Origin of the sequence: Undibacterium sp. YM2 (genome assembly GCF_009937975.1) — a bacterium.
Classification (GTDB): domain Bacteria; phylum Pseudomonadota; class Gammaproteobacteria; order Burkholderiales; family Burkholderiaceae_D; genus Undibacterium.
Window position 1 is genome coordinate 5,054,705 of sequence record NZ_AP018441.1, and the last position, 25,491, is coordinate 5,080,195.

Consider the following 25,491-nt stretch of genomic DNA (forward strand, 5'->3'; position numbering starts at 1 on the left):
TGATCATTCATGATTTGAAAGAAGGAGAACAAGATGCCCGTCATCGTCAATGACTATGAACTGACAGATGCTGACATGGAAAAGGAATTGCCTGCCCACGAGGGCACAGCAGATGCCATGAAAAGCGCCATGACTGCCCTGGTATTGCGCCGTGTGCTGCTGGATGAAGCGCAGCAACAGGGTTTGCAACAGGCAGATGAAGATGAACGTATTGATGCGCTGTTGCGACAGGAAGTCATCGTCCCCATACCAGCGCGTGAAGAATGCCTGCGCCAGTACCAGGCCAATCCTGCCCGCTTCAAGGTCGGTGAACTGGCCGAGGTCAGCCATATCCTGTTCCAGGTAACACCAGGTGTAGATCTCGATGCCCTGCGCAAGCATGCACAATTGCTGCTCGATGAGCTGCTGGAAGATCCTACGCAGTTTGCCGCATGCGCCAAGGCAAATTCGAATTGCCCCTCCAGCGAAGTGGCTGGCAGCCTGGGGCAGGTGACACGTGGCATGACGGTGCCTGAGTTTGAGCAAGCCGTATTTGCCGCAGAACCCGGGCACATCATCCCCAGGCTGGTGGAAACCCGCTTTGGTCTGCACATCATCCTGCTGGGCCGCAAACTTGATGGCCAGTTGCTGCCTTTCGACGAGACCGAAAGCAAGATCGCCCTGGCCATGCAAAAGGCCAGCCATGACCGTGCCCTGCACCAGTACCTGCAATTGCTGGTGGGGCGCGCAAAGATATCCGGCATCGATATCCAGGGTGCAGCCACTCCTTTAGTTCAATAAACCCGAAAGTAAAATCATGTCGCAGGCAATGAAAAAACTCGTGCTTCAACACCTGGAGTGCGATGAACAACTGAACCGCTGCGAAGCAGCTTTGCACAAGGGCGATATGGCGGCAGCGGCCAGGAATTTTGCCCTGTTCAGCCAGCAGCTTGATGCTCATTTTGCGGTGGAAGAAGAGCGGCTTTTCCCGGCGCTGGAAAAAGCCACCGGCATGTTTCATGGCCCTACCGTGGTCATGCGCGCCGAGCACGCAGAAATCCGCAACCTGCGTGATGAAGCCAGGGCTGCCATCAGTGAAGATGCGGCAGGACAGGCACTGGCCATACTCGATACCCTGAATGTCCTGATACAGCAGCACAATATCAAGGAAGAGAATATTCTCTATCCCATGTGCGGCGGCAGCATTCCCGAACTGGAAACAGTGCTGGGCATGAACGCCGGCAGTACCTGCTGCGGTGCCTGTTCCTGCTCTTGATCTTTTCAGGAAAAAAGATGTGCTTCAATGGCCAGCCTGAAAGTTCTTAACTACGAACTGTCCCCCGCACCAGCCACCATCTTTGGCTGCTTGTTACCAGCGCCGTGGATGGGCATGGCAACCGGGCTGCTGCTGGCATTTGGACCGCAACAGGGCTTGCCTGAGCGTTTTTCACCACTGGTACTGGCGCTGACGCATTGCCTGGTGCTGGGCATGCTGGCGCCCATCATGCTGGGCGCCCTGTTCCAGCTCATGCCCGTGGTGGCAGGACAGGCGGTGACAGGTGCCCGCAGGATGGCGCCGTTTGTAGCCCTGGGCTCTGCCCTGATTGCGGCGGCACTGACCCTGGGCTTCTTGTGGGGCCGGACTACAGGCTTTGCAACGGCCATTGTGCTAGCTACACTCTTGTATGGTGCAGTGATTGTGGCCTTGCTGGTAACGGCATGCAAGGTCGTGGTAGTCGATACCACCACCCGCAGCTTGCGCTGGATAGCCTGGGCCTTGCTGCTGGTTGTCGCCCTGGGTATCAGCCTGGCCGGTAATTTTGCGGGCTGGTGGCAGCTTGATGTCATGTATGTACTGGACTTGCACGTGGGCTGGGGGCTGGTGGGCTGGATAGCAGCGCTGGTACTCGGTGTCGCTTCCACCACGGTACCGATGTTCTGGCAAACCAGACGGCCATCAGCGCATTGGCAAAAAGTCTTGCCGGGCGTCTTGTGGCTGGCCTTGTTACCAGCCTTCCTGCCAGCCTTGCAGCCTTATGCTCTGCTGTTTGCCTGTTCGCTCATTTTTATCATCGCCAGCTTGTCCTTGAAAGCCATCTCACAGGCCAGGCGGCGCTTTGATCCGGCCTGGAGTTTATGGCTGGTGTGCGCTGGCAGTTATATGGCCGCTGCCCTGCTGGCAGCCGTGCCCACGGCGCAAAGGCTGGTTAGCGGCTTTGTCTTTAGCAGCATAGCCTTGCCGGATTTTGTATCTCAGGCACTACCGTGGTGGACAGGCATCCTGGTGCTGGTCGGCGGCGCGGTCTTGCCTGTCAATGCGATGCTGGGCAAGATCATTCCCTTCCTGGTCTTCCTGCATTTGCGCAGGCAGACGCCGATGGGGCAGCGGGTACCGACGATGCAGGTAGTATTGCCGCCGCAGCGCCTGCTATGGCAGGCACGCATGGTATTACTGGCATTTGCCCTGCTGTTGCTGTTACCGCTGGCACCTGCCTGGCTGACGACTGCAGCAGGTCTGGTATTTTCGCTATCACAAGGCTATCTGGGCAGCCTGCTGATCATCTGTCTGTTGCGTTACCGGCATGAATTGAAGGCCGTGTTGCTTGCTCAATAAACTATTCATATAGGCCAAAAGAACTATCCTGCTTTAGCTTGGCGGCGAATTGTGTCATTGCCGGTCACAGACCACAATGCAGACATGGAAACTCCTGTCCCTCCCTCAAGCACAGCCGCACTGACAGACCGCTTTGGCCGTCGCGTCAGCTACTTGCGCCTGTCTGTCACTGACCGTTGTGATCTGCGTTGCAGTTATTGCATGCCTAAAGGATTTTCTGGTTTTGAAGAACCGGAAAACTGGCTGCGCTTTGATGAGATCACCCGCGTGGTAGCGGCATTTTCCCGCATGGGTGTGGCGCGGGTACGGCTGACCGGTGGCGAGCCCTTGCTGCGCCGTGGCTTGCCACAACTGGTGACACAATTATCCGGTTTGCCTGGATTGCAAGATATCTCGCTTTCCACTAACGCGACCCAGTTACACAAGCATGCCCAGGTCCTGCATGATGCAGGAGTGCGCCGCATCAATGTCAGCCTGGACAGCCTGGACCGTGCCTGCACAGAAAAAATCACCGGGCGCGACAGTTTCGCCAGCATCATGGCTGGACTGCAGGCGGGCAAACAGGCAGGTTTTGATCCCATCAAGCTCAATATGGTGGTCATGCGCGGCATCAATGACCATGAAATCATGCGCATGGCACAATTCTGCTTTGAAGAAGGTTTCATCCTGCGCCTGATTGAGGCCATGCCCATGGGCGAAACCGGGCGCAATAGCCAGTACATGGATATAGGCCCGGTTCGGGAGCAACTGGTCAGCAAATTCAATTTGATCCCTGCTGCGGCCGAACTGGGGGGCGGGCCTGCCCGCTACTGGACCACAGCCGACAGCAAGGGAACGATAGGCTTTATTTCCCCCATCAGCCAGCATTTCTGCGCTACTTGCAACCGGGTGCGTCTGTCGGTAGATGGCACCTTGTATATGTGCCTGGGCCAGGAAGAAAAATTCGAATTGCGCCCCCTGCTGCGTGCCGGTATCAGCGACCAGGAGCTGGAAGCTGCAATCAGAATGGCGATAGAATTGAAGCCTGAGCGCCATGAATTCAAGGAACAACCGCATAAAATCATCCGTTTCATGTCACAAACTGGCGGTTAGCAGAATGATGGAGTAGCAGATGGAAGTCAGAAATATCCAGCAATTCATAGAAGGGTTTCAGCGTTTTCAAAGCAAATATTTCACAGGGGAAGACCGCCTGTTTGAAAAGCTGAATCACGGCCAGAATCCCACTACCCTGTTGATAGGTTGCTGTGATTCCAGGGTAGACCCGGCGCTGTTGCTTGATTGTGATCCTGGCGATATCTTCGTGGTACGCAATGTGGCCAACCTGGTGCCGCCCTGTAATGAATCGGCACAGCAGCATGGTGTCAGTGCAGCAATACAGTTTGCGGTAGAAGCCTTGAACGTCAAGCGCATCATCGTCATGGGACATGAAAAGTGTGGCGGCATACGGGCGCTGATGCAGGGTTACCAGCCTGGCCGCAAAATAGATTTCATAGGCCGCTGGATGAAGATCGCAGAACCGGTAAAACTGCAAGTCAAGCAGCAACTCGCCCATTGTTCAGAGGCAGAACAACTGCGAGCCTGCGAACTGGGTGCGGTGATCAATTCACTCAATAATCTGCGCAGCTTTCCCTGGGTGTCCGAGCGGGAAGCCACGGGTGAGCTGGCACTGCACGGCTGGTACTTCGATATGAGCAATGGTGCCTTGCTGGCCTATTCAGAACGCTCGGATACTTTCTTGCCCATGGTCTGCCCCCTGAATATTTCCAGTAAAACCCTTATTCCCGAAGTCTCGTACAGCGAACCATAAAAAAACTTCCTTATGCGCCTATACTATGGCTAATCACCAAGCTAATCACTAAGCTAATCAAACAGCACTGACCACCACCATGAATCCCATCTCAGGTCCCCCATATACCTTGCCAGCAGGCAAGCGCCTGACTTTCAGGATCTTGCTGACGACACTGATAGGTTTAAGTCTGACGCTGGCAGCAGTCGGCTATACCTTATTGCTGTCATGGCAACTTGAGGGCGGTGGCGCAGCGATCAATGAGGCAGGCAGTTTGCGCATGCGCTCTTACCGGCTGGCCATGGAACTCGAACACCAGCAGGTCGCCACAGAGATAAAGCAGGAATTCGATGACTTCAACCGTATCCTGAACGACTTGCAAACAGGCGACGCCAAGCGCCCGCTATTTCTGCCAGCATCACAAGCGATACGCGAACAAATGCTGCTGGTACAAAAAGAATGGCAGCAGCATGTAGAGGTCAATGCAAGAAAAGTCCTGGCTGAAACCGACCTGCAAAACAAGCAGGCCATGCTGACCCTGTATGCAAAAGAACTGCCGGTTTTTGTAGAGAGCATCAACAAGCTGGTGTCGCTGGTTGAAGTAGAGCTGGCAGAAAAAACAACCTGGCTGCGCCTGTGCCAGACCGCCCTGATTTTCATGTCACTGGCCGCCAGCATTGCCTTGCTCTATCTGCTCTACCTGTGGATAGTTGGCCCGGTAACGCGCATGCAGGCGGGTATTGCGCGCATGTCCAGGGATGATCTCAGCGTGCGCCTGCCAATTGAGACTGAAGATGAATTCGGTGTCCTGGCACATGCCTTCAACCAGATGGCTGACCATGTGCAAAGCGTGCACCGCACGCTGGAAGAACGGGTGGCAGAAAAAACCGCCAGGCTGCAAAACCAGAACCATGAAATCAGTACCCTGTATGAAATTGCCGGTTTCCTGGCTGGTCCACATGCGATAGAAGAATTATGCCGGGGTTTCCTGAAAAGGATCATGCAGAGGATGGAGGCCGATGGCGGTACCGTGCGCATACTCGACAACCAGAGCGATAACCTGCATATCACGGTGCATGAAGGCATCTCGGAACAAATGATAGAGGAAGAGCATTGCATCAAGACCGATGACTGCCTCTGCGGTGCTGCCACACACCAGGGCATTATCATCGTCAGGGATTTTCGCAAGATGGACCAGCAGCGCCGCTATCGCTGCCAGGAAGAAGGGTTTTTCTCGCTGGCGGTGTTCCAGATAATGGCGCGTGAACAGGTCATAGGCAGTTTCTCCCTGCATTTTTCCAAAGAGCGCAATATCATCAGCGAAGAACGCAGACTGCTGGAAACCCTGGGTAAAAACCTTGGTGTGGCAATTGAAAACCAGCGCCTTATCGCCAGGGAAAAAGAATTTGCTGTGTCCAGTGAACGCAACCTGCTGGCGCAAGGCCTGCACGACAGTATTGCGCAAGGCTTGAATTTCCTGAACCTGCAGGTACAGATGCTGGAAGATTCATTAAGCCGCAATGATGTAGCAGAAATCAAGGACATCGCGCCGCTGCTGCGTGCCGGTGTGCAAGAGAGTTATGAAGATGTGCGCGAACTGTTGTTGAATTTCCGTACCCGCCTGCAAGACAGTAATCTTGAATCCGAGATGCGCAATGTGGTCGCCAAATTTCAGCGCCAGACCGGCATCCATGGCGAGATAGAATTTGTCGGCAATGGCGCACCACTGGCGCCAGAACAGCAATTGCAGGTGCTATTCATTTTGCAGGAAGCCTTGTCGAATGTACGCAAGCATGCGCAGGCTGGTGAAGTCAGTATCAGGGTGAAGAATGAACGTGATTTTTCCCTGACTGTGACGGATAATGGCGAAGGTTTCAACATGGACGAAGTCCATGAAAAAGGCGAAGCCCATGTGGGACTGCGCATCATGCAGGAAAGAGCAGACCGGCTGGCTGCGAAATTCCATATCGCAAGCCAGCCTGGCGAAGGTACCACGATAGCACTGGAGTTATTGCGGCAGGAACGCCTGGTAGCATAAGCATCATTTATAAAAAACTGGGAACACGGAATAGCCATGCCTATCAAGATTTTGCTGGTGGATGACCACACACTTTTCCGTAGCGGCATACGCTTGCTGCTACAGCGTAATCCTGAATTTGAGGTGGTCGGCGAAGCCGTCGATGGTCTTGACGGTGTCAAGCGGGCCAAGCAATTGCGCCCTGATGTCGTGCTGATGGATTTGAACATGCCCGGCCTGTCTGGCCTGGAAGCCATGCAACTCATCGTTGAGGATTTACCCGACACGGCAGTGCTCATGGTGACCGTATCTGAAGAAGCCGAGGATTTAACAACCGCCTTGAAAAATGGCGCACGCGGTTATTTATTGAAGAATATAGAAGCAGATTACCTGACCCAGGCCATCAAGCGTGCCGCCGCTGGTGAGCCTGTGATCGCCGAATCCATGACCGCCAAGCTGGTATCGCAATTTCGCTCCGGGTTGAATCAGAACAGTGTCCCCAAAAAAGAAAAACTGACGCCGAGGGAAAGAGAAACCATGGTCTGCCTGGCACGCGGCGAGAGCAATAAGGAAATTGCCCGCAATCTCGACGTCGCAGAAAGCACCGTCAAGATCCATGTGCAAAACATATTGAAGAAACTGAACCTGACCAGCCGTGTACAGATTGCCGTGTATGCAGTCGAGCATGGCATGGATAAAAATTGATTTTTAAACAAAGACATCCCTTTCCCCTCATCCGGCCTCATCCCGCCTCATCCTCCCTTATCCATTTGCAGCAGCGGCCTAGTCCTCCCGGCGTATAGGCATAGCCACACCAGGCTTCTACACTTGATCTCAGTCAGTTTGCCGGAGATCTGTGATGACGAAAATAAATTTATTGGGCCTGCTGCAAAACCATGCCTTGTTCCGCCATATTTCGCAGGAAGAGGTCAGGGAACTGCAAAAAGAAGTCCTCAAGCTGGAGCTGGATAAAGGCGCCATGCTGTTCCGCAAGGGCGACATGGCAGAAGCCACCTATATTGTGGTCTTTGGCCTGGTCAAGCTCTGCCTGCCCTCATCACAGGGCAATGATAAAGTTCTGGAGCTGATACGCGGCGGGCAAAGCCTCGGTGAAGCCATGATGTTTCTCGATGAGCCCTACCCCTTTTATGCAGAAGCGCTGGAAAATACGCTGCTGCTGAAAATCCCGCGCCACGCGCTATTGCAATTGCTGGACCGCTCCCCCCTGATTTCGCGGCAGATGCTGGCAGGACTTTCTTATCGCCTGCTGGGTTTCATCCGCAATGTAGAACGCTATTCCCTGCAAAATGCAACGCAGAGAGTGATCGATTATTTGCTGCAATTGTCTGCCTCGCAGCACAGCAATGATATACGGCTGGAGCTTAAAAAACACCTGGTCGCGTCCCTGCTGAATCTCTCGCCTGAAACCTTGTCACGTGTCTTGCACCAGTTAATGGATGAGCAATTGATCAGGGTATGTGGATCAAATATACATATCGCCTCTGAAGAAGCATTGAAGTCATATCAGACGCATATTCCCGCGATGCACTGAAACTGAAGCAGAGCCCATTTTATTGACCCAGCACAATGACTGTGCGAATAATTTTCATTACCATCTGAGGCATGAAACCTATAGATCTGGTGGCTCCTGCCGGTAGTCTGCTTGCCTTGAAGGCAGCGGTAGATAAAGGGGCGAATGCGGTTTACCTTGGCTTGCGCAATGCGACTAATGCGCGCAATTTTGGTGGATTGAATTTTGCCGACCACGATATACGGCAAGGAGTTGCCTATGCCCATGAACGTGGCCGGCAAATCCTGTTTGCCATCAACACCTATCCGCAGGCACGCGCTGTTGGTGAATGGCGGGCGGCAATTGATACCGCCGTGCAGATGGGTGCAGATGCGGTGATACTGGCCGACCCTGGCCTGATGGCGTATGCGCGTGACCGCCACCCTGAGCTGCGCCTGCATTTGTCGGTGCAGGGCTCGGCCAGTACGCTCGATGCGATAGAACTCATGCGTGAGCAATTTGCCATCCGGCGCGCCGTACTACCGCGTGTGCTGACCCTGCCCGAGATAGAAAAGATCATACGCCAGACCAGTGTGGAGATAGAAGTGTTTGGCTTTGGCAGCCTGTGTGTCATGGCGGAAGGCCGTTGCCTGCTCTCAAGCTATGTCACCGGTGACTCACCAAATAATAAAGGCGTATGTTCGCCAGCGCATGCGGTGAGCTGGGAAGAGCAAGACCGGACCATGTATGCGCGTCTGGGCGGTACCCTGATAGACCGCTATGCACCCGGTGAAGCCGCCGGTTATCCAACCTTGTGCAAAGGACGTTTCGAAGTCGAAGGTGAAATCGACTATGCACTGGAAGAACCAACCAGCCTGAATGCCATAGGCCTCTTGCCCAAGCTGATCAATATGGGAGTTGCCGCCATCAAGATAGAAGGCCGCCAGCGCAGCCCGAATTACGTCAGCCAGGTCGTTGCTACCCTGCGTGCGGCACTCGATGCCGCGCAACGCGACCCGGAACGTTATACACCGCGCACAGACTGGCAAGCCAGCCTGGCCCGCCATGCCGAAGGCGCGCAAGTGACCCAGGGTGCTTTTGAACGTCCGTGGAAATGATATGACTGACAGCTTACCTGCTACCACCGCTCTGCTTTCCCTCGCTCCCCTGGCCTACTACTGGTCCAGACAGGACACTTTGAATTTTTACGTCGATGCCATGCAATGGCCGGTCGATATCGTCTATCTCGGTGAAGTCACTTGCTCGCGCCGCCATCTGATGAAACTGGATGACTGGCTGGCGCTGGGCAAGGAATTGAGGGATGCAGGCAAGCAGGTTGTGCTATCCAGCCTGACCCTGATAGACAGCGAGGCCGACCGGCGCAATATGCACAGGATGATAGAACGCGCCTGCGCAGAAAACTTCCTGGTCGAGGCGAATGACTACAGCGCCGTGCGCGCCATGCAGGGCAAGCCCTTTGTCGCCGGGCCGCATTTGAATATCTATCATGCAGACAGCCTGGCATGGCTGGCCAGTCTCGGTGCCTGCCGCTTTTTACCGCCGCTGGAAATGGGGCGCGATGCGCTGGCAGCCTTGCAACAGCAACGCAGTGTACAGATGCAGACTGAAGTACAGGTCTGGGGGCGCATGGCCCTGGCTTTTTCATCACGCTGCTTCACCGCCAGGCATCATCGCCTGCGCAAGGATAGTTGTGAATTCCGCTGTGAGCTATACCCGGACGGGCTGCCCCTGGCCACCCGTGACGGCAAGGATTTTTTGACCATCAATGGCATACAGACCCAGAGTGCCAGTTGCGTCGATCTGGGTGCGCAATTACCTGAACTGACTGCCATGCAGGTGGATATCTTGCGTCTGCAGCCACAGTCACAAGGCATGGCAGAAGTGATTGCGGCATTTGACCGTGCCAGAACGGCAAAGCTGGCTGCCGAAGTCAGCGATGCCCTGCTGCCACCCCATGCACAGCGCAGCAATGGTTACTGGATGGATAAACCCGGCATGCAATGGCTGGCCGGAGAGAGATAAATCAACATGGACCTGAGTAATTTCCGTTTTCCCCAGAGTGTACAAAAACTGGGCAGCTATTTGCCAGCACCACTGGCGAATGCCCCTTTGATGCTGCTGCTTGAACTGGCCAGACGGCGGGCACTGCTGGTCGCACCTGAGAGCCTGTACGGCAAGAGTTTTCGTATCAGGGTAGAAGACCTCGGTTTGTCACTGTGTTTTTACTGCGAGGCTGGCAAATTCAAGCCGCTATCATCTCTACCCCAGCCGGATGTCAGCCTGTCTGCCAGCGCCATGGATTTTTTAAAACTGGCGACTGGTCAGGAAGATGCGGATACCCTGTTTTTCCGCCGTCGTTTGAAGATGGAAGGTGACACTGAGCTGGGCATCGCCGTCAAATACTGGCTCGATGCCAGCGAACGCCCGGCCTGGCTCGCCCGCTTTGGCCAGCATTTCATGCAGGCAGGTGAAGGTGTGTGATGAAAACCGTGCCACTGCCTCTGGTGTATTCCTGCTCTGGCTGTTCCAGTGTCGCGCAACTGGCCAATGATTGTGCGCTCAGGCTGGACCGCGAACAAAAGGCGCAAATGTCCTGCATCAGTGGCGTTGGTGGTGGCGTTGCCAGTCTGGTTAAACTGGCGCAATCTGGCAGGCCTGTACTCGCACTGGATGGCTGCGCACTGGCCTGTGTCAAAGCCTGCCTGCAACAGGCTGGTGTCGTCCCTGATGTTCATCTGGTGCTGAACCAGCAAGGCGCACGCAAGCGCTTCCATGCTGATGCCACTGAAGATGAGAGGAAACATATCTGGCAACAGGTCGAAGATGCCGTGCAGACCCTGGAGCCGCAAGCATGAAGCCAGGTTTATATTTTGCGGGGCCTCGCTGGCCCTACCCAAGGGATAGATGATCATGAAACGTCTTGCCACCGCCCCCCACAGACTGTATTTCTTTCTCGGTGCTGTATCTGTCTTTATCCTGTTCTTCTGGTGGTGGTTGCAGCTACAGCATCCGCAGACCATGGCCATACCCTTGCATGCCTTGCTGATGCCGCTAGGTGTCTTCCCCTTGTTCATTTTGGGTTTTACTTTCACTGCCGGGCCCAAATGGCTGGCCGTCAGCGCCGACGATGACTACTTCCTGCTGCATGGTGCCACCTATTTTTGCGGCCTGCTGCTGGCCATGCTGGCAGCCAGCCTGGGTCTGTCACCTTTGCGCAGTTCGGGTTTTGCACTGATGCTATGCGCCTGGCTGGCAGTGACCTGGCGCTGGGCCGGTTTGATCAAACGCAGCACAGTGCCGGATAAAAAACATGCGATTACCATCCTGCTTGCCATGTGCGGCGGCGCATGTGCACTGGCCGCGACCCTGATGTGGAGTTGTGGCTGGACAGATGCATGGATCGTCGCCAGGCAATGCGCCTTCTTTGGTTTTTTACTGCCCGTGTTCCTGACAGTCTGCCATCGCATGCTGCCATTTTTTAGCGGCAATATCATCAAACCCTACGTGGTCTGGCGTCCTTACTGGTTGCTGCTTGCCTGGTTAAGCGGCTGTGGTTTGCTGGTGATCAGCGGCAGCCTGCAATGGCACTGGCTGGAAGCAGGTACGGCCACAGCGATGAGCCTGAGTTTCATCTACACCTCCTGGCGCTGGGGTTTGTTGCGCAGCATGGCAAACCGGCTGCTGGCCATGCTGCATCTGTCGTTTGCCTGGCTTGCCATCGTCTTTGCACTGCAGGCTGCGGGCGCGTATGGCGTATCAGTCGGATCAGCGCCTGTGCATGCGCTGGCCCTGGGTTTCATGGGTACCATGCTGGTGGCATTTGTCAGCCGGGTTACTTATGGCCACAGTGGCCGCCCGCTGCAGGCCTCCGGCCTGTTATGGGGTATTTACCTGGGCTTGCATATTGCCGCCCTGTTGCGCATTTTGGGAAGCCTGTTGTCATACAGTTTTCTCATCACGGTCTCTGCAACAGCCTGGCTGGCCCTGCTGGCCTGCTGGATCGCGATGATGCTGCCTATCTACCTCAAAGCGCGGGCAGATGGGCAGGCTGGTTAGCTTGTCCGCTGATACTTCCTTCGCGAAGATAAAGTGCATACGGCTCAATCTATTCAAACTACAACACAACATTGATGAAGCAATGAGTTCTTATCTAACTTTTTCTGCTTACACTTTCCACGCCAGGATGCCAAGCTCTTAATGCTTCTTCTCCGAGAACGACAAATTTTTCAATGTGCTGTGGATAATTCTGATATTTATTCTGCCACGTAGAATCTCCAGTCTGATGCCAATAAGTGGAAAAAATGGAGCCTATATCATCTGCATCTTTTTCTGGCCACCATTTTTTAAGCGCTAAGGGCAAGTTCTCGAAATTATCTACCCCATTCTTACCTGCGTCTAATGTTAATTGGGTAAGTTCTTTGAGTCCACTATCAAATGTAGCAAGTATATATTGACGCGATTCTTCTCCAATCTCACCCCTTATACGTCTTACAAAATCGCTCAAGTGAACGATATCCCAGGCTGCATTTTTCGCTCCGCTTATCGCCTTTTCCCTATTTGAAGATCGCAATCCTTTCAGCAACCCTTGTCTTGGTGAATTTGGCGCGAAATACAAACATGCCAACATTGCAGCGTGTCCAGCTAAAATAAATTCCTCGCACATCCATCGGAATAGATTGATAGTCCGCTGCTTAGGTGAGAGATTGGACAATTCAAGTTCAGCAATTTTTAGTATGGTGGAGTAATAACAGGACCAGCGTTTTAGCCCCTTTGCTACGTCAAAGGTTGTAACCTGCAAAGGTACGCCCATTGGTGGAATTTGATTGACCCTACCCAATGCCGCGTTAATCCAATTATAAGGATTACCTTGATCTGCAACGTAAAACCAAGACAATTCCTCATTTGCAACATCGTTCCCATGAGATGGACCGAGCTCATGAAATGCGATAGATGGCTCAATAAAAATATCAAGGCATTGGGCATAGGCTAAGACTGCCGCTGCTTTCCTCCTGTGCTCGTCCATTGGCTCCCCTCTTGCGAGCTGCGCAAGCCTGGATACAATATTTCTGTCTGGCAAAATGGTAGTTTTTTGTTTTGATATTTGGGCCCGACGAATAAAGTAACCCGGGCTATAAATATCGTCTTTCGTCGCACTGTCGTCTGATACAAAAACGTCTATTCCCCTCAATATCACTGAAATTGAAAGTAAATCTTCATAAGGAAAGTCTTTAGAAATCAATACTTCCTCATGATCGATAAATATTGTTTTCATAAACCTATCCTACACAAAACATGATCAACTCAACGCTTCATAAACTAAAACAATTTGGCAACAGTGCTAGTGACATATAAAAGCAGGTGTGAAGCCCATGCAAAACAAAAAAAAAATCAGGCACGTATATACACCCAGGCCTGCTTGCCAGATTTCAGGGATACCGAAACACGCTTGTAGTCTGCCACTTCGTAGGCATCGGCGGCTGCCAGTTCTTGCGAGGTGATCGTAAAGACAGTGCCAGCAACTTCATCAGCAGGGTTGGCGCTGGCCTGGACGATGGGGTGACGCGTCTTGCCACTGGTTGCCACGACATCAGGATCAGCTATGGCGAGCATTGTCTGCGCATAGCCAGGCAGGGTATCTGGCTTGCCTGCAAGTTCACGGCCAAAATTGGCAAGTTGCACCGCCTTGTCTTGCAGTGTTCCATAAGAAAATAGCAGTACTCCAGTATCTGGCGACAAAGTCATGTTTACATTTCCTCAAATTAATGATGTGAATTGATGATGCAAGTCGATAAGGCATGCAGATTTTATTTTCAGCCTATGAGCTTCAATAACTTCAGCATGCGTGCGAAGGTTTTTCCATAAGGCGGATAAAGCAGGTGCATGCCATTCAGGCTGCTTTGATAGAACACAGGCTTCTCCTTGCTGAGCGCACGGAAACCCCATTCGCCATGATAGGCCCCCATGCCACTGGCACCAACGCCACCAAAAGGCTGTGATTCCTGACTCAGATGCCACAGGCAATCATTGATGGTCACACCGCCAGACACGGTTTGTTGCAGCACCAGGTCACGGTTGTCATTATCGGTGCCGTACCAGTACAGGGCCAGCGGGCGCTCCCGGTTGTTAATGAATTCTATCGCCTCTTTGACGTTGCCTTGATAGGTAACGATGGGCAGCAAGGGGCCAAAAATTTCTTCCTGCATGATGCGCATGTCTGGCGTGGCATTCAAGACCAGCACAGGCGCCTGTTTGCGTGCGGCTGTCATGCCTGCAGACTGGGCGGTGCTGGTGAGTGGCAGCAATTGCGCACCCTGCTCTACTGCGTCATTCAATAAGCCTTGCAAGCGCTGGTAATGATGGTCGTTGATGATGGCGGTGTAGTCTGGATTCTCTTCCAGCACCGGATACATCTTGCCAGTGGCAGCTACCAGCGCTGCCACCAGTTCATCGCGCTTGTCTGCCGGCACCAGTACATAATCCGGTGCCACACAGGTTTGGCCAGCATTGAGCAATTTGCCAAAAGCCAGGCTGGCTGCGGCAGTTTTGATGTTGGCGCTGGCATCCACAATCGCCGGGGATTTGCCACCCAGTTCCAGCGTTACCGGCGTCAGGTTCTTGGCTGCTGCAACTGCTACATGCCTGCCGACTGCGGTTGAACCTGTGAACACCAGGTGATCGAAACGCAGTTCAGAAAATGCCTTGGCCACGTCTGCGCCGCCAGTGACGACCACCATTTCATCTTCAGAGAAATAATCAGCAACCAGCTTGGCCAGCAGTGCTGAATAATGTGGAGTCAACTCTGAGGGTTTGAGCATGACCCGGTTGCCTGCGGCAAAGGCAGCAATGGCTGGCCCCAGCGCAAGTTGATGCGGATAATTCCATGGCGAGATGATGCCGACCACACCCAGCGGCTGGCTCAGCAACCTGTTCTTCGCAGGCAGGTATTGCAAGGCAGTGGCAGCACGACGCGGCTTCATCCAGCCAGCAAGGTGGCGTCTGGTGTGCTTGATGGAAGAAACGATGAGCGATAAATCGGCCAGTTCAGTTTCGTGTGCTGAGCGATGTCCAAAATCCTTGCTGATCGCCTGGTTGACTTCTGCACCATGTTGCACGGTTATTTTTTCGAGACGGCTGAGCCAGTCCAGTCGCTGCTGCAGATCAGGGTGAGGCTGGGTACGGCTGGCAGCTCGCAAACGCTTGAGCGTGGCTTCCAGGGTTTGCGCAATGACTTCGGGTGCAAGATTCATTTCCATACCAGTCTCCTCAACACAATGATCATTTATGTAATTTTTGCCATTATGCGTCAAATTTCAAGGGGATCAAGGTATAAATGTATGAGGAACCTTTGATATCAAAAATAGACATGAAAACCGGCCAGTATCAGTTGACCAATACCTGACCGGTTTTTTTTAAATACTGGCTACTCAAATGCCTTTACGCACCAGCACTGGATCTGGCCGATATACCGCAGGCATGACACGCTTGAGGTTTTCAACCTTGGGCAAGTCGTTGATGGCGATGTATGGCTCATTTGGATGCAGGGTCAGGTAATTCTGGTGATAGGCCTCTGCCGCGAAGAAACCTGTGTCTGCTTCCAGGGTAGTCGCCAGTTTGCTGCGGAAAGCGCGCGAGGCATTCAGTTGGGTGATGTATTTTTCAGCCACGTCGCGTTGTACTGGCGTGGCCGGGAAAATCGCGGAACGGTATTGTGTGCCCGTATCCGGCCCCTGGCGATTCAATTGGGTAGGGTCATGTGCAACAGAGAAGAATATCTGCAGCAACTTGCCATAACTGATCTGGGTAGGATCATAGGTCACCTGCACTGCTTCCGCATGACCTGTAGCACCAGAACCCACCAATTCATAATGCGCAGTTGTTGCCTTGCCACCTGCATAGCCCGAAACTGCATTGGTGACGCCGCGCACATGCTGGAAAACGCCTTGCACCCCCCAGAAGCAGCCGCCCGCGAAAACTGCAGTCTCTGTCTTGGCGCTACCTGCCGGTACATCCACCACCGGCGCGGCAATGATGACTGCTGCCTCACCGGCCCTTACCTGACCATTGAAAACCAGTGCTGCGGCGACACTGCCTATGCCCAGCACCAGGGCTGTCAAACTGCTTGCTATTTTCATGTCGTACTCCTTGTAGAAGGAAAATCAACCAAAAGTGAAGGCGTAGGCTTCCACGCCAAGATCAAGAAACTCTATGCTGAAAGTATGCTCAGCGACTTTGCCGGATTGCCGCACCAGTTGGTACAGGCGCTGACCAGTCACCGTGCCAGTACCGTCTGCAGCGATGTCGCTGCCATGTGCAGCACCAGGCGCCGCGCCGTCGATAGTGACGCGGAAACGCACGGGCTTGCCGTCTTTGCCTGGCCCCAGTACAAGGTGCAGGTCGCGGGCCTGGAAGCGGTAAGTGATGCGCCCGCCCTTTTGCATCAGGGCGGCATGCTCTTCCTGCACTTTCCAGTTACCTGCCAGCCCCCATTGATTCAGTGTTAGTTGCGCTGGCAGGCTGTAATCGGCATTGCGGTTTTGCTGTACGCCGCCAGTTGACACAAAGTTTTGCACACGGCTGTAACCAAGATAGGTCTCTGGCGATTTCACCTGGTTATCGTCCGCCGCCATTTGTGCACCCGCCGCACCGGTCTCGATGACGACATCATTGGCGACATTTTTCTGGCCTGCTTCTTCCAGCAATTGCTGTATCACTTGTTCAGATTGCACATATTCGCCTTCACCAAAATGATGGTGACGTATGCGGCCAGTGGCATCGATGAAATAATGCGCAGGCCAGTACTTGTTGCCAAAGGCACGCCAGATTGCATAGTTGTTGTCGATGGCAACCGGATAGCTGATGCCCAGATCGCGCACGGCCTTGCTGACATTGGCAGGATCGCGTTCAAACGCAAATTCAGGCGCATGCACACCAATCACGACCAGGCCCTGATCACGGTATTTTTTGGCCCATGCCTGCACATACGGCAGGCTGCGCAGACAGTTGATGCAAGAGTAAGTCCAGAAGTCGATGAGCACGACCTTGCCTTTGAGCTCTTGCGCAGTCAGTGGTTTTGAATTGAGCCATTGTGTTGCCCCATCCAAGGCTGGCATGACCCCTTCTTCGGGTAAAGCCCCTGCTGTAGCTGCATTGCTACCATGGGCAGACATCATGGCATTCGATGGCGCCATGGTGTTGGATGCCATTTGCTTGTTCGATGACATCATGGCATTGGACGCCATCATTGCATTCGAGGCCATCATGGCTCCCTGCTGCGGTGTAGTCTGTGCTGGTGCAGGATTGGCTTGCACATCCGGTGAATTTAACGCATAGCGGTCTATCAATTGCTGCTCCAGCCCTGAGGTAGCAACAGTGGACAAACGTGTCAGCAAGCCAGTATCCAGACCCAGCGCAATCGCAGCAACACCGGCTATCATGGCAGCACCCAGGATACGGCGTATCCATTCACCGGCACCCAGCGAGCGTTTCATCGCGGCAAATACCTTGCCACCTATCAGTAAGGCAACTGCCAGTGAAGTCGCCGCACCGGCGGCATAGGCCAGCAACAGGAAAGTTGTCTGTGCACTGGCACCATTGAGTGCAGCACCAGTGAGCAGCAGACCCAACACAGGCCCGGCACAGGGTGCCCATAGCAACCCCGTTGCCACGCCCAGCAAGAGTGATGAACCTATACCACCGCCATCCGCCTGCGCTGTGTTCGACAGGCGGTCACCCGCAGCCACCAGCGGCTTGGTCAGCTTGTCAGCCAGATGCGGGAACAACAGCGTCAGGCCAAAGAAAACCAGCAAAGCCATCGCCAGCCGCCGGCCATACTGGTTAGTCTGCAACACCCAGTTACCGCCGACAGCAGCCAATGTAGCGACGGCAGCAAAGGTCAGCGCCATGCCCACCAGCAAGGGCAAGCCACTACGGCGGAATGGCTGGCCAGTGCGGGCGAAGACAAAGGGCAGCACCGGCAAGATGCAGGGGCTGAGTATGGTCAGCACACCGCCAAGATAAGAAATAAGTATCAACAACATGTTTGCTTTCTGTGCGTGGTTCAGGCTTTGCCAGGAGTAAAGTTCATCGCCACGCCATTCATGCAATAACGCAAGCCGGTAGGGCGCGGGCCGTCATCAAATACATGACCGAGATGGCCACCACAACGCCGGCATTGCACTTCTGTACGCAGCATGCCAAAGGTGGTGTCGGTCACATTGACAACAGCGCGTTCCAGTGGCGCATAAAAACTGGGCCAGCCTGTACCGCTGTCGAATTTGGTTTTTGATGAAAACAGCGGTAACTGACAACCAGCGCAACTGAACTGGCCGCTGCGATGTTCATCATTGAGCGGGCTGGTAAAGGCACGCTCGGTCGCGCCACGGCGCAAGACCTCGTATTGCATGCCGGTCAGCAGGCGACGCCATTCAGCATCGGTGCGTTGAACTTCAAACACATTAGCTACAGGGGCAGCTGACAACATGCGGCTCAAGGCCAGCATGCTGCCAGCCAGTAGAAATTGACGTCGGTTTTGCATATATCCTCCTTGGTGTATGTACAGCATCTGTGCCATGGTTCTTATTGTGCGCCTCAATCGCTGTCCAAGTCTTCACGTAAAGTTAAACGATTTGTGATACTTTTTCTCTGCAAATCCTGCACAATGACAACATTCGGATGGCGGGGAAAAGCGTGGATACAGCAAAAAATATACTGATCGTGGAAGATGACATGCCCATCGCCGACCTGCTGCGCCTGCACATGAAGGACGAGGGTTATCAGGTCACGCATTGCGCTGACGGCAAACAGGGTCTCGCACAATTGCGCACTGGTAACTGGGATGCCCTGATACTCGACATCATGCTGCCCGGTGTCGATGGGCTGGAAATCTGCCGCCAGGCCCGTGCCATGGAAAACTATGTGCCGATTATCATCATCAGTGCCCGTTCCAGCGAAGTACACCGCATCCTGGGTCTGGAACTGGGTGCTGACGATTACCTCGCCAAGCCTTTCTCTGTGCTGGAACTCGTGGCCCGCGTCAAGGCCATGCTGCGCCGTGCCGATGCGATGGACAAGAGCCGCCGTACTGAAGCAGGGGATGTAGCCGTAGATGGCGTGGCCTTGTCACCAGTGACGCGGGTTGCCACTGCCGATGGCAAGGTGCTGGACCTGACCCCGCGTGAATTTGACTTGTTGTACTTCTTTGTACGTCACCCCGGTCAGGTCTATTCACGTCTGGATTTGCTCAACAAGGTCTGGGGTTATGAACATGAGGGGTATGAACATACCGTCAATACCCACATCAACCGCCTGCGCGCCAAGATAGAGAGCAACCCGGCAGAACCGCAGCGCATACTGACGGTATGGGGCAAGGGCTACCGTTATGCACTGCCGGGAGAGGCAACGTGAAGCTGACGCTGTCCCAGCGTTTGTCGCTGGTATTTTCTGTGTTGCTGCTGGCCAGTTGCGGTGTCTCTGCCTGGCTGCAGATACGCGCCAATGACATGCGCGAGATGGAAGTGGTGCAGGGCCTGTCACGCGGCCTGGCGGGCAGTATCGCTGTCAATGCACAATTGACGGGCACAGAAGAAATGGGGCCGGATTCTGTACGCCGCCTGTTTGACCAGTTAATGACTGTCAACCCCAGTGTGGAAGTTTATTTGCTCGATGAAACCGGCAAGATCATCGGCAATGCGGCACCGCCTGGACGTCTGAAGCGCCAGCAGGTTGATCTGGCACCTATACGCAAATTCCTGGATGGGCGCATGTTGCCCATACTTGGCGATGATCCGCGCAGTGAAAACAGGCGCAAGGTATTCAGCGCAGCGGCATTGCGCAGTAACAGGCCGGAGGTACATTACATCTACGTTATTTTGCAAGGCGAAGAACATGACCGCTATGTTGCGCACGCAGGCATCAATGCCGTATTGCGTGTTACCCTGTTGTCGATGGCGCTGGTGGCATTGCTGACCCTGGTGGCTGGCTGGGCTGCACTGCGCTGGGTCACTCGCCCCCTGCACAAGCTGGCAGACACCATGCGCCGTTTTGATACCCAGGCTGAACAGCCCGTCGTACCGCCACCGTTAGCACAGACTGCTAACCAGCGTGATGAAATCGCGGTGCTGGAAACCAGCTTCGGGCAAATGGCGGCGCGCATCAATGAGCAATGGCATACATTGAAGCAGATGGATCATGACAGGCGCGAAGTGGTCGCCAATATCTCTCACGACCTGCGCACGCCACTGACATCCATCCATGGTTACCTGGAAACCCTGGCTGCCAGAGATGCGACGCTGGATGCAGCTGAGCGACAACGCTATCTGGCGATTGCACTGGGCCAGAGCCGCAAGGTCGGTCGTCTGGCGCAGGCGCTGTTTGATCTGGCACGTCTTGAGCATGGCGGAGTAGCGCCAGAACCTGAAGCCTTCATGTTGAATGACCTGATACAGGACGTGTTCCAGAAGTTTGAGCTGCTGGCGCAAAACGGCCAGGTCAGGCTGGAAGCAGAGCTGGATGGCAATGCCATGGTCATGGCAGACCTGGGCATGATAGAGCGGGTGCTGACCAACCTCATCGACAATGCCATACGCCATACGCCGGCAGGCGGCGCGGTGACTGTGGCGGTAGCAAAACGCTCGCAGGCAGTGGAAATCTGCATACGTGATACTGGCCCCGGCATACCCGCTGAATTACTGGGCAAGCTGTTCAAGCGGCCATTTGCACTCAGTGGTGAAGGTCACGGTGGTGGGCTGGGCTTGCTGATCGTGCACCGCATCCTGCAATTACACCATAGCAGTATAGAATTACGTACAGACCCCGCTGCAAACAGCACGGGAGCATGCTTTTGCTTTGCCCTGCCACTGGCAACTGGCGCTGCGGGTAACATTAACTCATCGATAAATAAACAGATTAAGTAGGACTTACGAAAAATTGTCACAACCAGGCATAGCGACGAAGACAGTACTTCAGTACGCGGCTCCTAGGAGAGGAGCTGCAACGCAGTTGGGGCGCTTTTGCGTAAGTCCTATTAAGGAAAAGCACCATTGAAAACTAGAGCATGGATCAGGCTGCCGTCAGGCAAACACCTTGACCTGATCAACCCCGATCCCCAGGCCTGGCTGGATAGCGACCTGGCAGACAGGCTCTCGAGAACTTACCGCTGGGGTGGCGAATCCTGTTGGCCACGGCCACTGTCAGTAGCCCAGCATAGCCTGAACGTACTTGCCCTGCGCAGTACCATGACAGAAACGCCTATGAGCGCAGGAGCTGCCTTGCGCGAACTCTTGCATGATGGTGAAGAAGGCCTGCTGGCCTTCGACTGTATTTCACCACTCAAAGCCGTATTAGGAGCGCCGTTCAAGGAAGTCAGCGACAGGCTCACAGATGCGATCGTCAGACGTTATCAGCTACCCGCCTGGGATGATATGGATTACCGCCTGCATAAGCTTGCAGATGAACTGATCGCAGCCTCAGAAGCCGTACATTGTGCGGGCTGGCCACGCAATGAAGTACTTGATGTACTGCAAATCAAACTGCCCATACTGGAAGAAGACCCACTGGTAGAAATTTATGATTGCCAAGCATGGGAGCCCTGGCCGCCAGAGCTTGCATGCCAGCGTTTTTTGGCAAAAATGAATGAACTTATTACCTCCTCAAGCTGACCTGCGCTGACACAGGCTAACTCAAGGCAAAGCCGGATACTGTTCACAAGTCAACACTACAGCCCAGGTTCTTCCCTTGCGCCTGTCACGCATGGTGCCAGGTTCTGCAGAACATCTCCTGTCTGGTAACGCCTGGTTACCTTCATTTCCCATCACGAAAAGAGTTTTAAAAATTGTGAATCCATTTGTTTGTTTCCCGCGTATTAAGACTTGAGAGAAATAAAAATAATCGTGGAGCAATAATGCACAAGACAAAAATGGACCCTGCCTTGCTTTTCTGCCTTGCTTTTTTTCTACTGCCAACTGTTCAAACCGCACAAGCAGACGAGCCAGAAAAAATCGCCACGGTGCAAGTCCTGGGCAATTATGACAATGCGGTTGGCACCAGTAATGCCGCCAGCCAGGGCTCAGTAACATCCAATCTCGTCAGCAACCGCCCTGCCCTGCGTACTGGTGAATTGCTGGAATTTGTACCGGGCATGATCGTTACCCAGCATAGCGGTGATGGCAAGGCCAACCAGTATTTTTTGCGCGGCTTTAATCTTGACCATGGCACTGACTTTGCGACTTTTGTTGATGGCATGCCAGTCAATATGCGTAGCCATGCACATGGCCAGGGTTATTCGGATTTGAATTTCCTGATCCCTGAACTGGTACAGCGCATAGATTATAAGAAGGGGCCGTATTTTGCCGATGAAGGTGACTTTGCCTCTGCCGGTGCGGCTCATCTTCGTATGACAGACAAGCTGGGCGCCGGTATCGCCAGCCTGTCTTTGGGCGGCTATGGCTACCAGCGGGCAGTGTTGGCAAATTCAATGGCACTGACGAACGGCAATTTGCTGTATGGCCTGGAGATTAACCGCAATGATGGCCCCTGGCTTAATCCTGAAAACGTGCGCAAGTACAGTGCCGTGCTACGCTATAGCCAGGGCAACCATGACGATGGTTACAGCTTGACAGCCATGGCCTACAAGAATAACTGGAACTCCACAGACCAGATACCCTTGCGTGAAGTGCAGTCTGGCCAGATCAGCCGCTTTGGTGCGCTTGACCCTACGGATGGTGGACAAAGCTCGCGCTACAGTCTTTCGTATGCCATGAAAAAGCGCAGTCCGGATGGTGTATTTGAAATGGATGCTTACGCTGTGCAATCCAGCCTCGACCTGTTCAGCAACTTTACCTATTTCCTGGCTAACCCTGATACAGGTGACCAGTTCAGCCAAAGTGAAAAGCGCCAGATGCTGGGCATGAATATCAGCCAGACCTGGCCGCTGACTGTGGCTGATCTTGAAATGCATAACAAGATAGGCGTGCAACTGCGTTACGATAAACTTTCACCCGTCGGCATTTACAACACCATTGCACAGCAACGCATATCAACGATACGCGAAGACAGCGTGAAAGAAATCAGCGCTGGTTTTTATGCAGAAAATTCCATACAGTGGCACCCCAAATTTCGCAGCATTGCCGGGCTGCGCTACGATGCCTACCGCTTTGATGTCAACAGCAGCATAGAAGGCAATTCAGGCAAAGCCAGTGACTATATCGTCTCGCCCAAATTGTCATTGATCTTTGGCCCATGGAACAAGACCGAATATTTCATCAACTACGGCAGCGGTTTTCACAGCAATGATGCGCGCGGCACCACGCAAACACGCTTGCCTGATGGCGGCATCTCCACGCCGGTAACACCACTGGTTAAAACTAAGGGCGCAGAATTGGGTGTGCGCACAGAAATCATCCCCGGCCTGCAAAGCTCGCTGGCACTGTGGCGACTGGATATTGCCTCTGAACTCTTGTTTGTCGGTGATGCTGGTGAAACCGAACCCAGCCGCGCCAGCCGCCGTACCGGCATAGAATGGAACAACCATTACATCGCCAGACCATGGCTGTTGTTTGACCTTGACCTGGCAGCATCCCGGGCTCGTTATACACAAAATGATATGGCGGGTAATTACATCCCCGGCTCCATTGACAGGGTGGCCTCTTTTGGCGTGACTGTAACTGACGTGGGCCGCTGGTACGGTGGCTTTGAATTGCGTTATTTTGGCCCACGTCCTTTGATTGAAGACAATAGTGTGCGTTCTTCATCGACCACGCTGGCCTATGCCCGCATGGGTTACAGGATCAATGCCAGGACCAGGCTGACGATGGATGTGTTCAACCTGTTCAACAAGCAGGCCAGCGACATTGATTATTATTACCAGTCACGCCTGCCGCGCGAAAGCATGGAAGGTGCCAATGACATACATTTTCACCCAGTAGAACCACGCTCTGTGAGACTGACATTGACACATAATTTTTAATGCATACAGATGCCATTGGCGCAAAAAAAAGCGTACTCCTTGACGGAATACGCTTTGGAAACCAGAACTCGTTCTGGGAGGGTGGAAATCTTAGCCGGCTTTTGCCGCGATAATTTTCAGAGCAGTTTCAGTGTTTACTACAGGTAGACGATCTCAGCCGCCACTCCAGCCACCACCGATGGCACGTATCAGGCTGACCGCAGACCTGGCGCGTGCACCATCGAGTTGTGCGGCGATGCGCTGTTGCTGTAAGACCGTACGGTCAGCGTCGATGACGTTCAAGTAACTGACTGATCCTTCGCGGTATTGCACATGCGAGAGTTTCGCTGCCCGCTCTGCCGCCTGCACCGCATGGTCTTGCGCCTGGGTCTGGTCGCGCAGCAGCCGCAAGTCCGCCAGGTTGTCTTCGACTTCCCTGAAGGCATTCAGCACAGTCTGGCGGTAGTTGGCCACATCTTCTTCATAGACGGCACCCGCTCTTTCCACATTCGCCTGGCGGCGGCCACCATCAAACAGCGGCATGGACAATAAAGGCCCCAGAAGGAAGGTGCGGCTGCTCCAGTTCAGCAAGTCACCGAGGCTGGCGGACGCATAACCGGCAGAGCCTGTAATATCCAGCCTGGGGAAGAAGGCTGAGCGTGCCACACCTATGCGTGCATTGGCGGCGGCCATGCTGCGTTCTGCTGCGGCAATATCTGGCCTGCGTTCCAGCAAGTCTGATGGCAAACCAGCCGGGATATTGACAGCGATACGTGATAAAGGACGCGGCGAAAAATTGAATTCTGCCGGCGTCTTGCCCAGCAAGACGGCCAGTGCATGTTCTGCCACCGCCCGGCTGCGTGCCAGACCCAGTGATTCTGATTGCGCCGTTGCCAGTTCTGCCTTGGCGCGTGCCAGATCCAGTTCGCTGATATCACCTTCATTAAAACGGGTTTGCACCAGCTTCAGGGTTTTTGAGCGTAGTTCTACCGTGGCGGCATACAAGGCCTGTTCTGCATCCAGTTCACGCAGCAAAAAGTAGGCTTGCGCCACATCGGCTTGCAAGGCCAGTTGCACGGACTGGAACAGGGCTTCATTCTTTTGCGTATCTGCCGTTGCCGCGTCTATGCTGGAAGCCACACGGCCAAACAGATCCAGTTCATACGAGGCACCAAGCTGGGCATTGTAAGTCGTCGATGTCGGCATCCTGGTATTGTCAGGCAAACTCTGGGACGCCGGTGCAGCGCGCCCACGGTTGGCACCCAGGCCAGCATTCACTTGCGGGAACAGGCCAGCACGCGCATCCTGCCGCAAGGCGCGGGATTGCTTCAGGCGGGCAGCAGCCGCTTTGAGGTTCTGGTTGGCCGCCATGGCCTGGCTTTCCATCTCGTTGAGGCTATCGTCTGCAAAGATTTTCCACCATTCGCCACGGGCGACTTCTTCTGAAGGCTGCGCTTCTTTCCAGTTGCTCGAGTTGCTGCTTGCCTGCACTTCTTTATAGGCAGCGGGAGTTGTCACTTCCGCTTTCTGATAAGTCGGCGCAACCGAACAGCCAGCCAGCACCAGCAATAACATCAACAGGGATGAAGCGGACTTTAAGGGTTTGATTGTATTCATCATCATG

General features: G+C 53.9%; 24 protein-coding genes. 17 read left to right on the forward strand and 7 right to left on the reverse strand.

The window, feature by feature from the left end; genetic code table 11:
- Window positions 1-33 precede the first annotated feature (33 nt).
- The 13 genes from UNDYM_RS23185 to UNDYM_RS23245 all read left to right on the forward strand — a co-directional run bounded on the left by UNDYM_RS23185 (window position 34) and on the right by UNDYM_RS23245 (window position 11,983).
- Window positions 34-780 (forward strand): peptidylprolyl isomerase, encoded by a 747-nt coding sequence (locus tag UNDYM_RS23185; protein WP_162043231.1) that lies wholly within the window; start codon window positions 34-36, stop codon window positions 778-780.
- 16 nt (window positions 781-796) lie between these two features.
- Window positions 797-1,255 carry a hemerythrin domain-containing protein gene (locus tag UNDYM_RS23190; protein WP_162043232.1) on the forward strand — a complete coding sequence of 153 codons (459 nt, stop codon included), beginning with the start codon at window positions 797-799 and terminating at the stop codon, window positions 1,253-1,255.
- A 27-nt stretch (window positions 1,256-1,282) separates the two neighbouring features.
- Window positions 1,283-2,593 carry a hypothetical protein gene (locus UNDYM_RS23195; protein WP_162043233.1) on the forward strand — a complete coding sequence of 437 codons (1,311 nt, stop codon included), beginning with the start codon at window positions 1,283-1,285 and terminating at the stop codon, window positions 2,591-2,593.
- Window positions 2,594-2,677: 84 nt separating this feature from the next.
- Window positions 2,678-3,685 carry a GTP 3',8-cyclase MoaA gene (gene moaA / locus UNDYM_RS23200; protein ID WP_162043234.1) on the forward strand — a complete coding sequence of 336 codons (1,008 nt, stop codon included), beginning with the start codon at window positions 2,678-2,680 and terminating at the stop codon, window positions 3,683-3,685.
- A gap of 19 nt (window positions 3,686-3,704) precedes the next feature.
- Window positions 3,705-4,400: a carbonic anhydrase gene (locus UNDYM_RS23205; RefSeq protein WP_162043235.1), complete on the forward strand. Its 696-nt coding sequence runs from the start codon at window positions 3,705-3,707 to the stop codon at window positions 4,398-4,400.
- Between the two features lie 79 nt (window positions 4,401-4,479).
- Window positions 4,480-6,417, forward strand: coding sequence for a type IV pili methyl-accepting chemotaxis transducer N-terminal domain-containing protein (locus tag UNDYM_RS23210; protein WP_162043236.1), 1,938 nt, complete (start codon window positions 4,480-4,482; stop codon window positions 6,415-6,417).
- A gap of 36 nt (window positions 6,418-6,453) precedes the next feature.
- A complete protein-coding gene (locus UNDYM_RS23215) occupies window positions 6,454-7,101 on the forward strand; it encodes a response regulator transcription factor (protein WP_162043237.1) in 648 nt (215 codons plus the stop codon).
- 154 nt (window positions 7,102-7,255) lie between these two features.
- Window positions 7,256-7,948, forward strand: coding sequence for a Crp/Fnr family transcriptional regulator (locus tag UNDYM_RS23220; RefSeq protein ID WP_162043238.1), 693 nt, complete (start codon window positions 7,256-7,258; stop codon window positions 7,946-7,948).
- 71 nt (window positions 7,949-8,019) lie between these two features.
- Window positions 8,020-9,024, forward strand: a complete 1,005-nt coding sequence (locus UNDYM_RS23225) for a peptidase U32 family protein (RefSeq protein ID WP_162043239.1) — start codon at window positions 8,020-8,022, stop codon at window positions 9,022-9,024.
- Window position 9,025: 1 nt separating this feature from the next.
- Window positions 9,026-9,949 carry a U32 family peptidase gene (locus tag UNDYM_RS23230; protein WP_162043240.1) on the forward strand — a complete coding sequence of 308 codons (924 nt, stop codon included), beginning with the start codon at window positions 9,026-9,028 and terminating at the stop codon, window positions 9,947-9,949.
- Window positions 9,950-9,955: 6 nt separating this feature from the next.
- On the forward strand, window positions 9,956-10,408 hold the full coding sequence (locus tag UNDYM_RS23235) for an SCP2 domain-containing protein (RefSeq protein WP_162043241.1): 453 nt from the start codon (window positions 9,956-9,958) through the stop codon (window positions 10,406-10,408).
- Window positions 10,408-10,782 carry a putative zinc-binding protein gene (locus UNDYM_RS23240; protein WP_162043242.1) on the forward strand — a complete coding sequence of 125 codons (375 nt, stop codon included), beginning with the start codon at window positions 10,408-10,410 and terminating at the stop codon, window positions 10,780-10,782. The genes UNDYM_RS23235 and UNDYM_RS23240 overlap by 1 nt, the downstream gene beginning before the upstream one ends.
- Window positions 10,783-10,837: 55 nt before the next feature.
- Window positions 10,838-11,983 carry an NnrS family protein gene (locus UNDYM_RS23245; RefSeq protein WP_162043243.1) on the forward strand — a complete coding sequence of 382 codons (1,146 nt, stop codon included), beginning with the start codon at window positions 10,838-10,840 and terminating at the stop codon, window positions 11,981-11,983.
- 94 nt (window positions 11,984-12,077) lie between these two features.
- On the opposite strand, the gene UNDYM_RS23250 is transcribed toward UNDYM_RS23245, so the two are convergent.
- The 6 genes from UNDYM_RS23250 to msrB form a co-directional block, all read right to left on the reverse strand.
- Entirely contained in the window at window positions 12,078-13,199 is a 1,122-nt protein-coding gene (locus UNDYM_RS23250) for a hypothetical protein (protein WP_162043244.1), read from the reverse strand.
- A gap of 116 nt (window positions 13,200-13,315) precedes the next feature.
- A complete protein-coding gene (locus UNDYM_RS23255) occupies window positions 13,316-13,669 on the reverse strand; it encodes a gamma-glutamylcyclotransferase family protein (RefSeq protein ID WP_162043245.1) in 354 nt (117 codons plus the stop codon).
- 68 nt (window positions 13,670-13,737) lie between these two features.
- Window positions 13,738-15,180, reverse strand: a complete 1,443-nt coding sequence (locus tag UNDYM_RS23260) for a coniferyl aldehyde dehydrogenase (RefSeq protein ID WP_232063572.1) — start codon at window positions 15,178-15,180, stop codon at window positions 13,738-13,740.
- Between the two features lie 171 nt (window positions 15,181-15,351).
- Window positions 15,352-16,059 carry a peptide-methionine (S)-S-oxide reductase MsrA gene (gene msrA, locus UNDYM_RS23265; RefSeq protein WP_162043246.1) on the reverse strand — a complete coding sequence of 236 codons (708 nt, stop codon included), beginning with the start codon at window positions 16,057-16,059 and terminating at the stop codon, window positions 15,352-15,354.
- A 24-nt stretch (window positions 16,060-16,083) separates the two neighbouring features.
- The gene (locus UNDYM_RS23270) at window positions 16,084-17,964 is read right to left on the reverse strand and encodes a cytochrome c biogenesis protein DipZ (protein WP_162043247.1); all 1,881 of its coding nucleotides are present in this window, start codon (window positions 17,962-17,964) and stop codon (window positions 16,084-16,086) included.
- 20 nt (window positions 17,965-17,984) lie between these two features.
- Window positions 17,985-18,461 carry a peptide-methionine (R)-S-oxide reductase MsrB gene (gene msrB / locus UNDYM_RS23275; protein ID WP_162043248.1) on the reverse strand — a complete coding sequence of 159 codons (477 nt, stop codon included), beginning with the start codon at window positions 18,459-18,461 and terminating at the stop codon, window positions 17,985-17,987.
- Between the two features lie 152 nt (window positions 18,462-18,613).
- Between msrB and UNDYM_RS23280 the strand changes: the two genes are divergently transcribed.
- The 4 genes from UNDYM_RS23280 (at window position 18,614) to UNDYM_RS23295 (ending at window position 23,888) form a co-directional block, all read left to right on the forward strand.
- Window positions 18,614-19,330, forward strand: a complete 717-nt coding sequence (locus tag UNDYM_RS23280; RefSeq protein ID WP_162043249.1) for a response regulator transcription factor — start codon at window positions 18,614-18,616, stop codon at window positions 19,328-19,330.
- Window positions 19,327-20,838, forward strand: a complete 1,512-nt coding sequence (locus tag UNDYM_RS23285; RefSeq protein ID WP_162043250.1) for a HAMP domain-containing sensor histidine kinase — start codon at window positions 19,327-19,329, stop codon at window positions 20,836-20,838. Before UNDYM_RS23280 ends, UNDYM_RS23285 begins: the two co-directional genes overlap by 4 nt.
- A gap of 126 nt (window positions 20,839-20,964) precedes the next feature.
- On the forward strand, window positions 20,965-21,582 hold the full coding sequence (locus tag UNDYM_RS23290) for a phosphohydrolase (RefSeq protein WP_162043251.1): 618 nt from the start codon (window positions 20,965-20,967) through the stop codon (window positions 21,580-21,582).
- A gap of 242 nt (window positions 21,583-21,824) precedes the next feature.
- Window positions 21,825-23,888: a TonB-dependent receptor gene (locus tag UNDYM_RS23295; RefSeq protein ID WP_232063573.1), complete on the forward strand. Its 2,064-nt coding sequence runs from the start codon at window positions 21,825-21,827 to the stop codon at window positions 23,886-23,888.
- Window positions 23,889-24,041: 153 nt separating this feature from the next.
- Here UNDYM_RS23295 and UNDYM_RS23300 read toward each other — a convergent pair whose 3' ends face one another.
- On the reverse strand, window positions 24,042-25,487 hold the full coding sequence (locus UNDYM_RS23300) for an efflux transporter outer membrane subunit (RefSeq protein ID WP_162043252.1): 1,446 nt from the start codon (window positions 25,485-25,487) through the stop codon (window positions 24,042-24,044).
- Window positions 25,488-25,491: the final 4 nt, after the last annotated feature.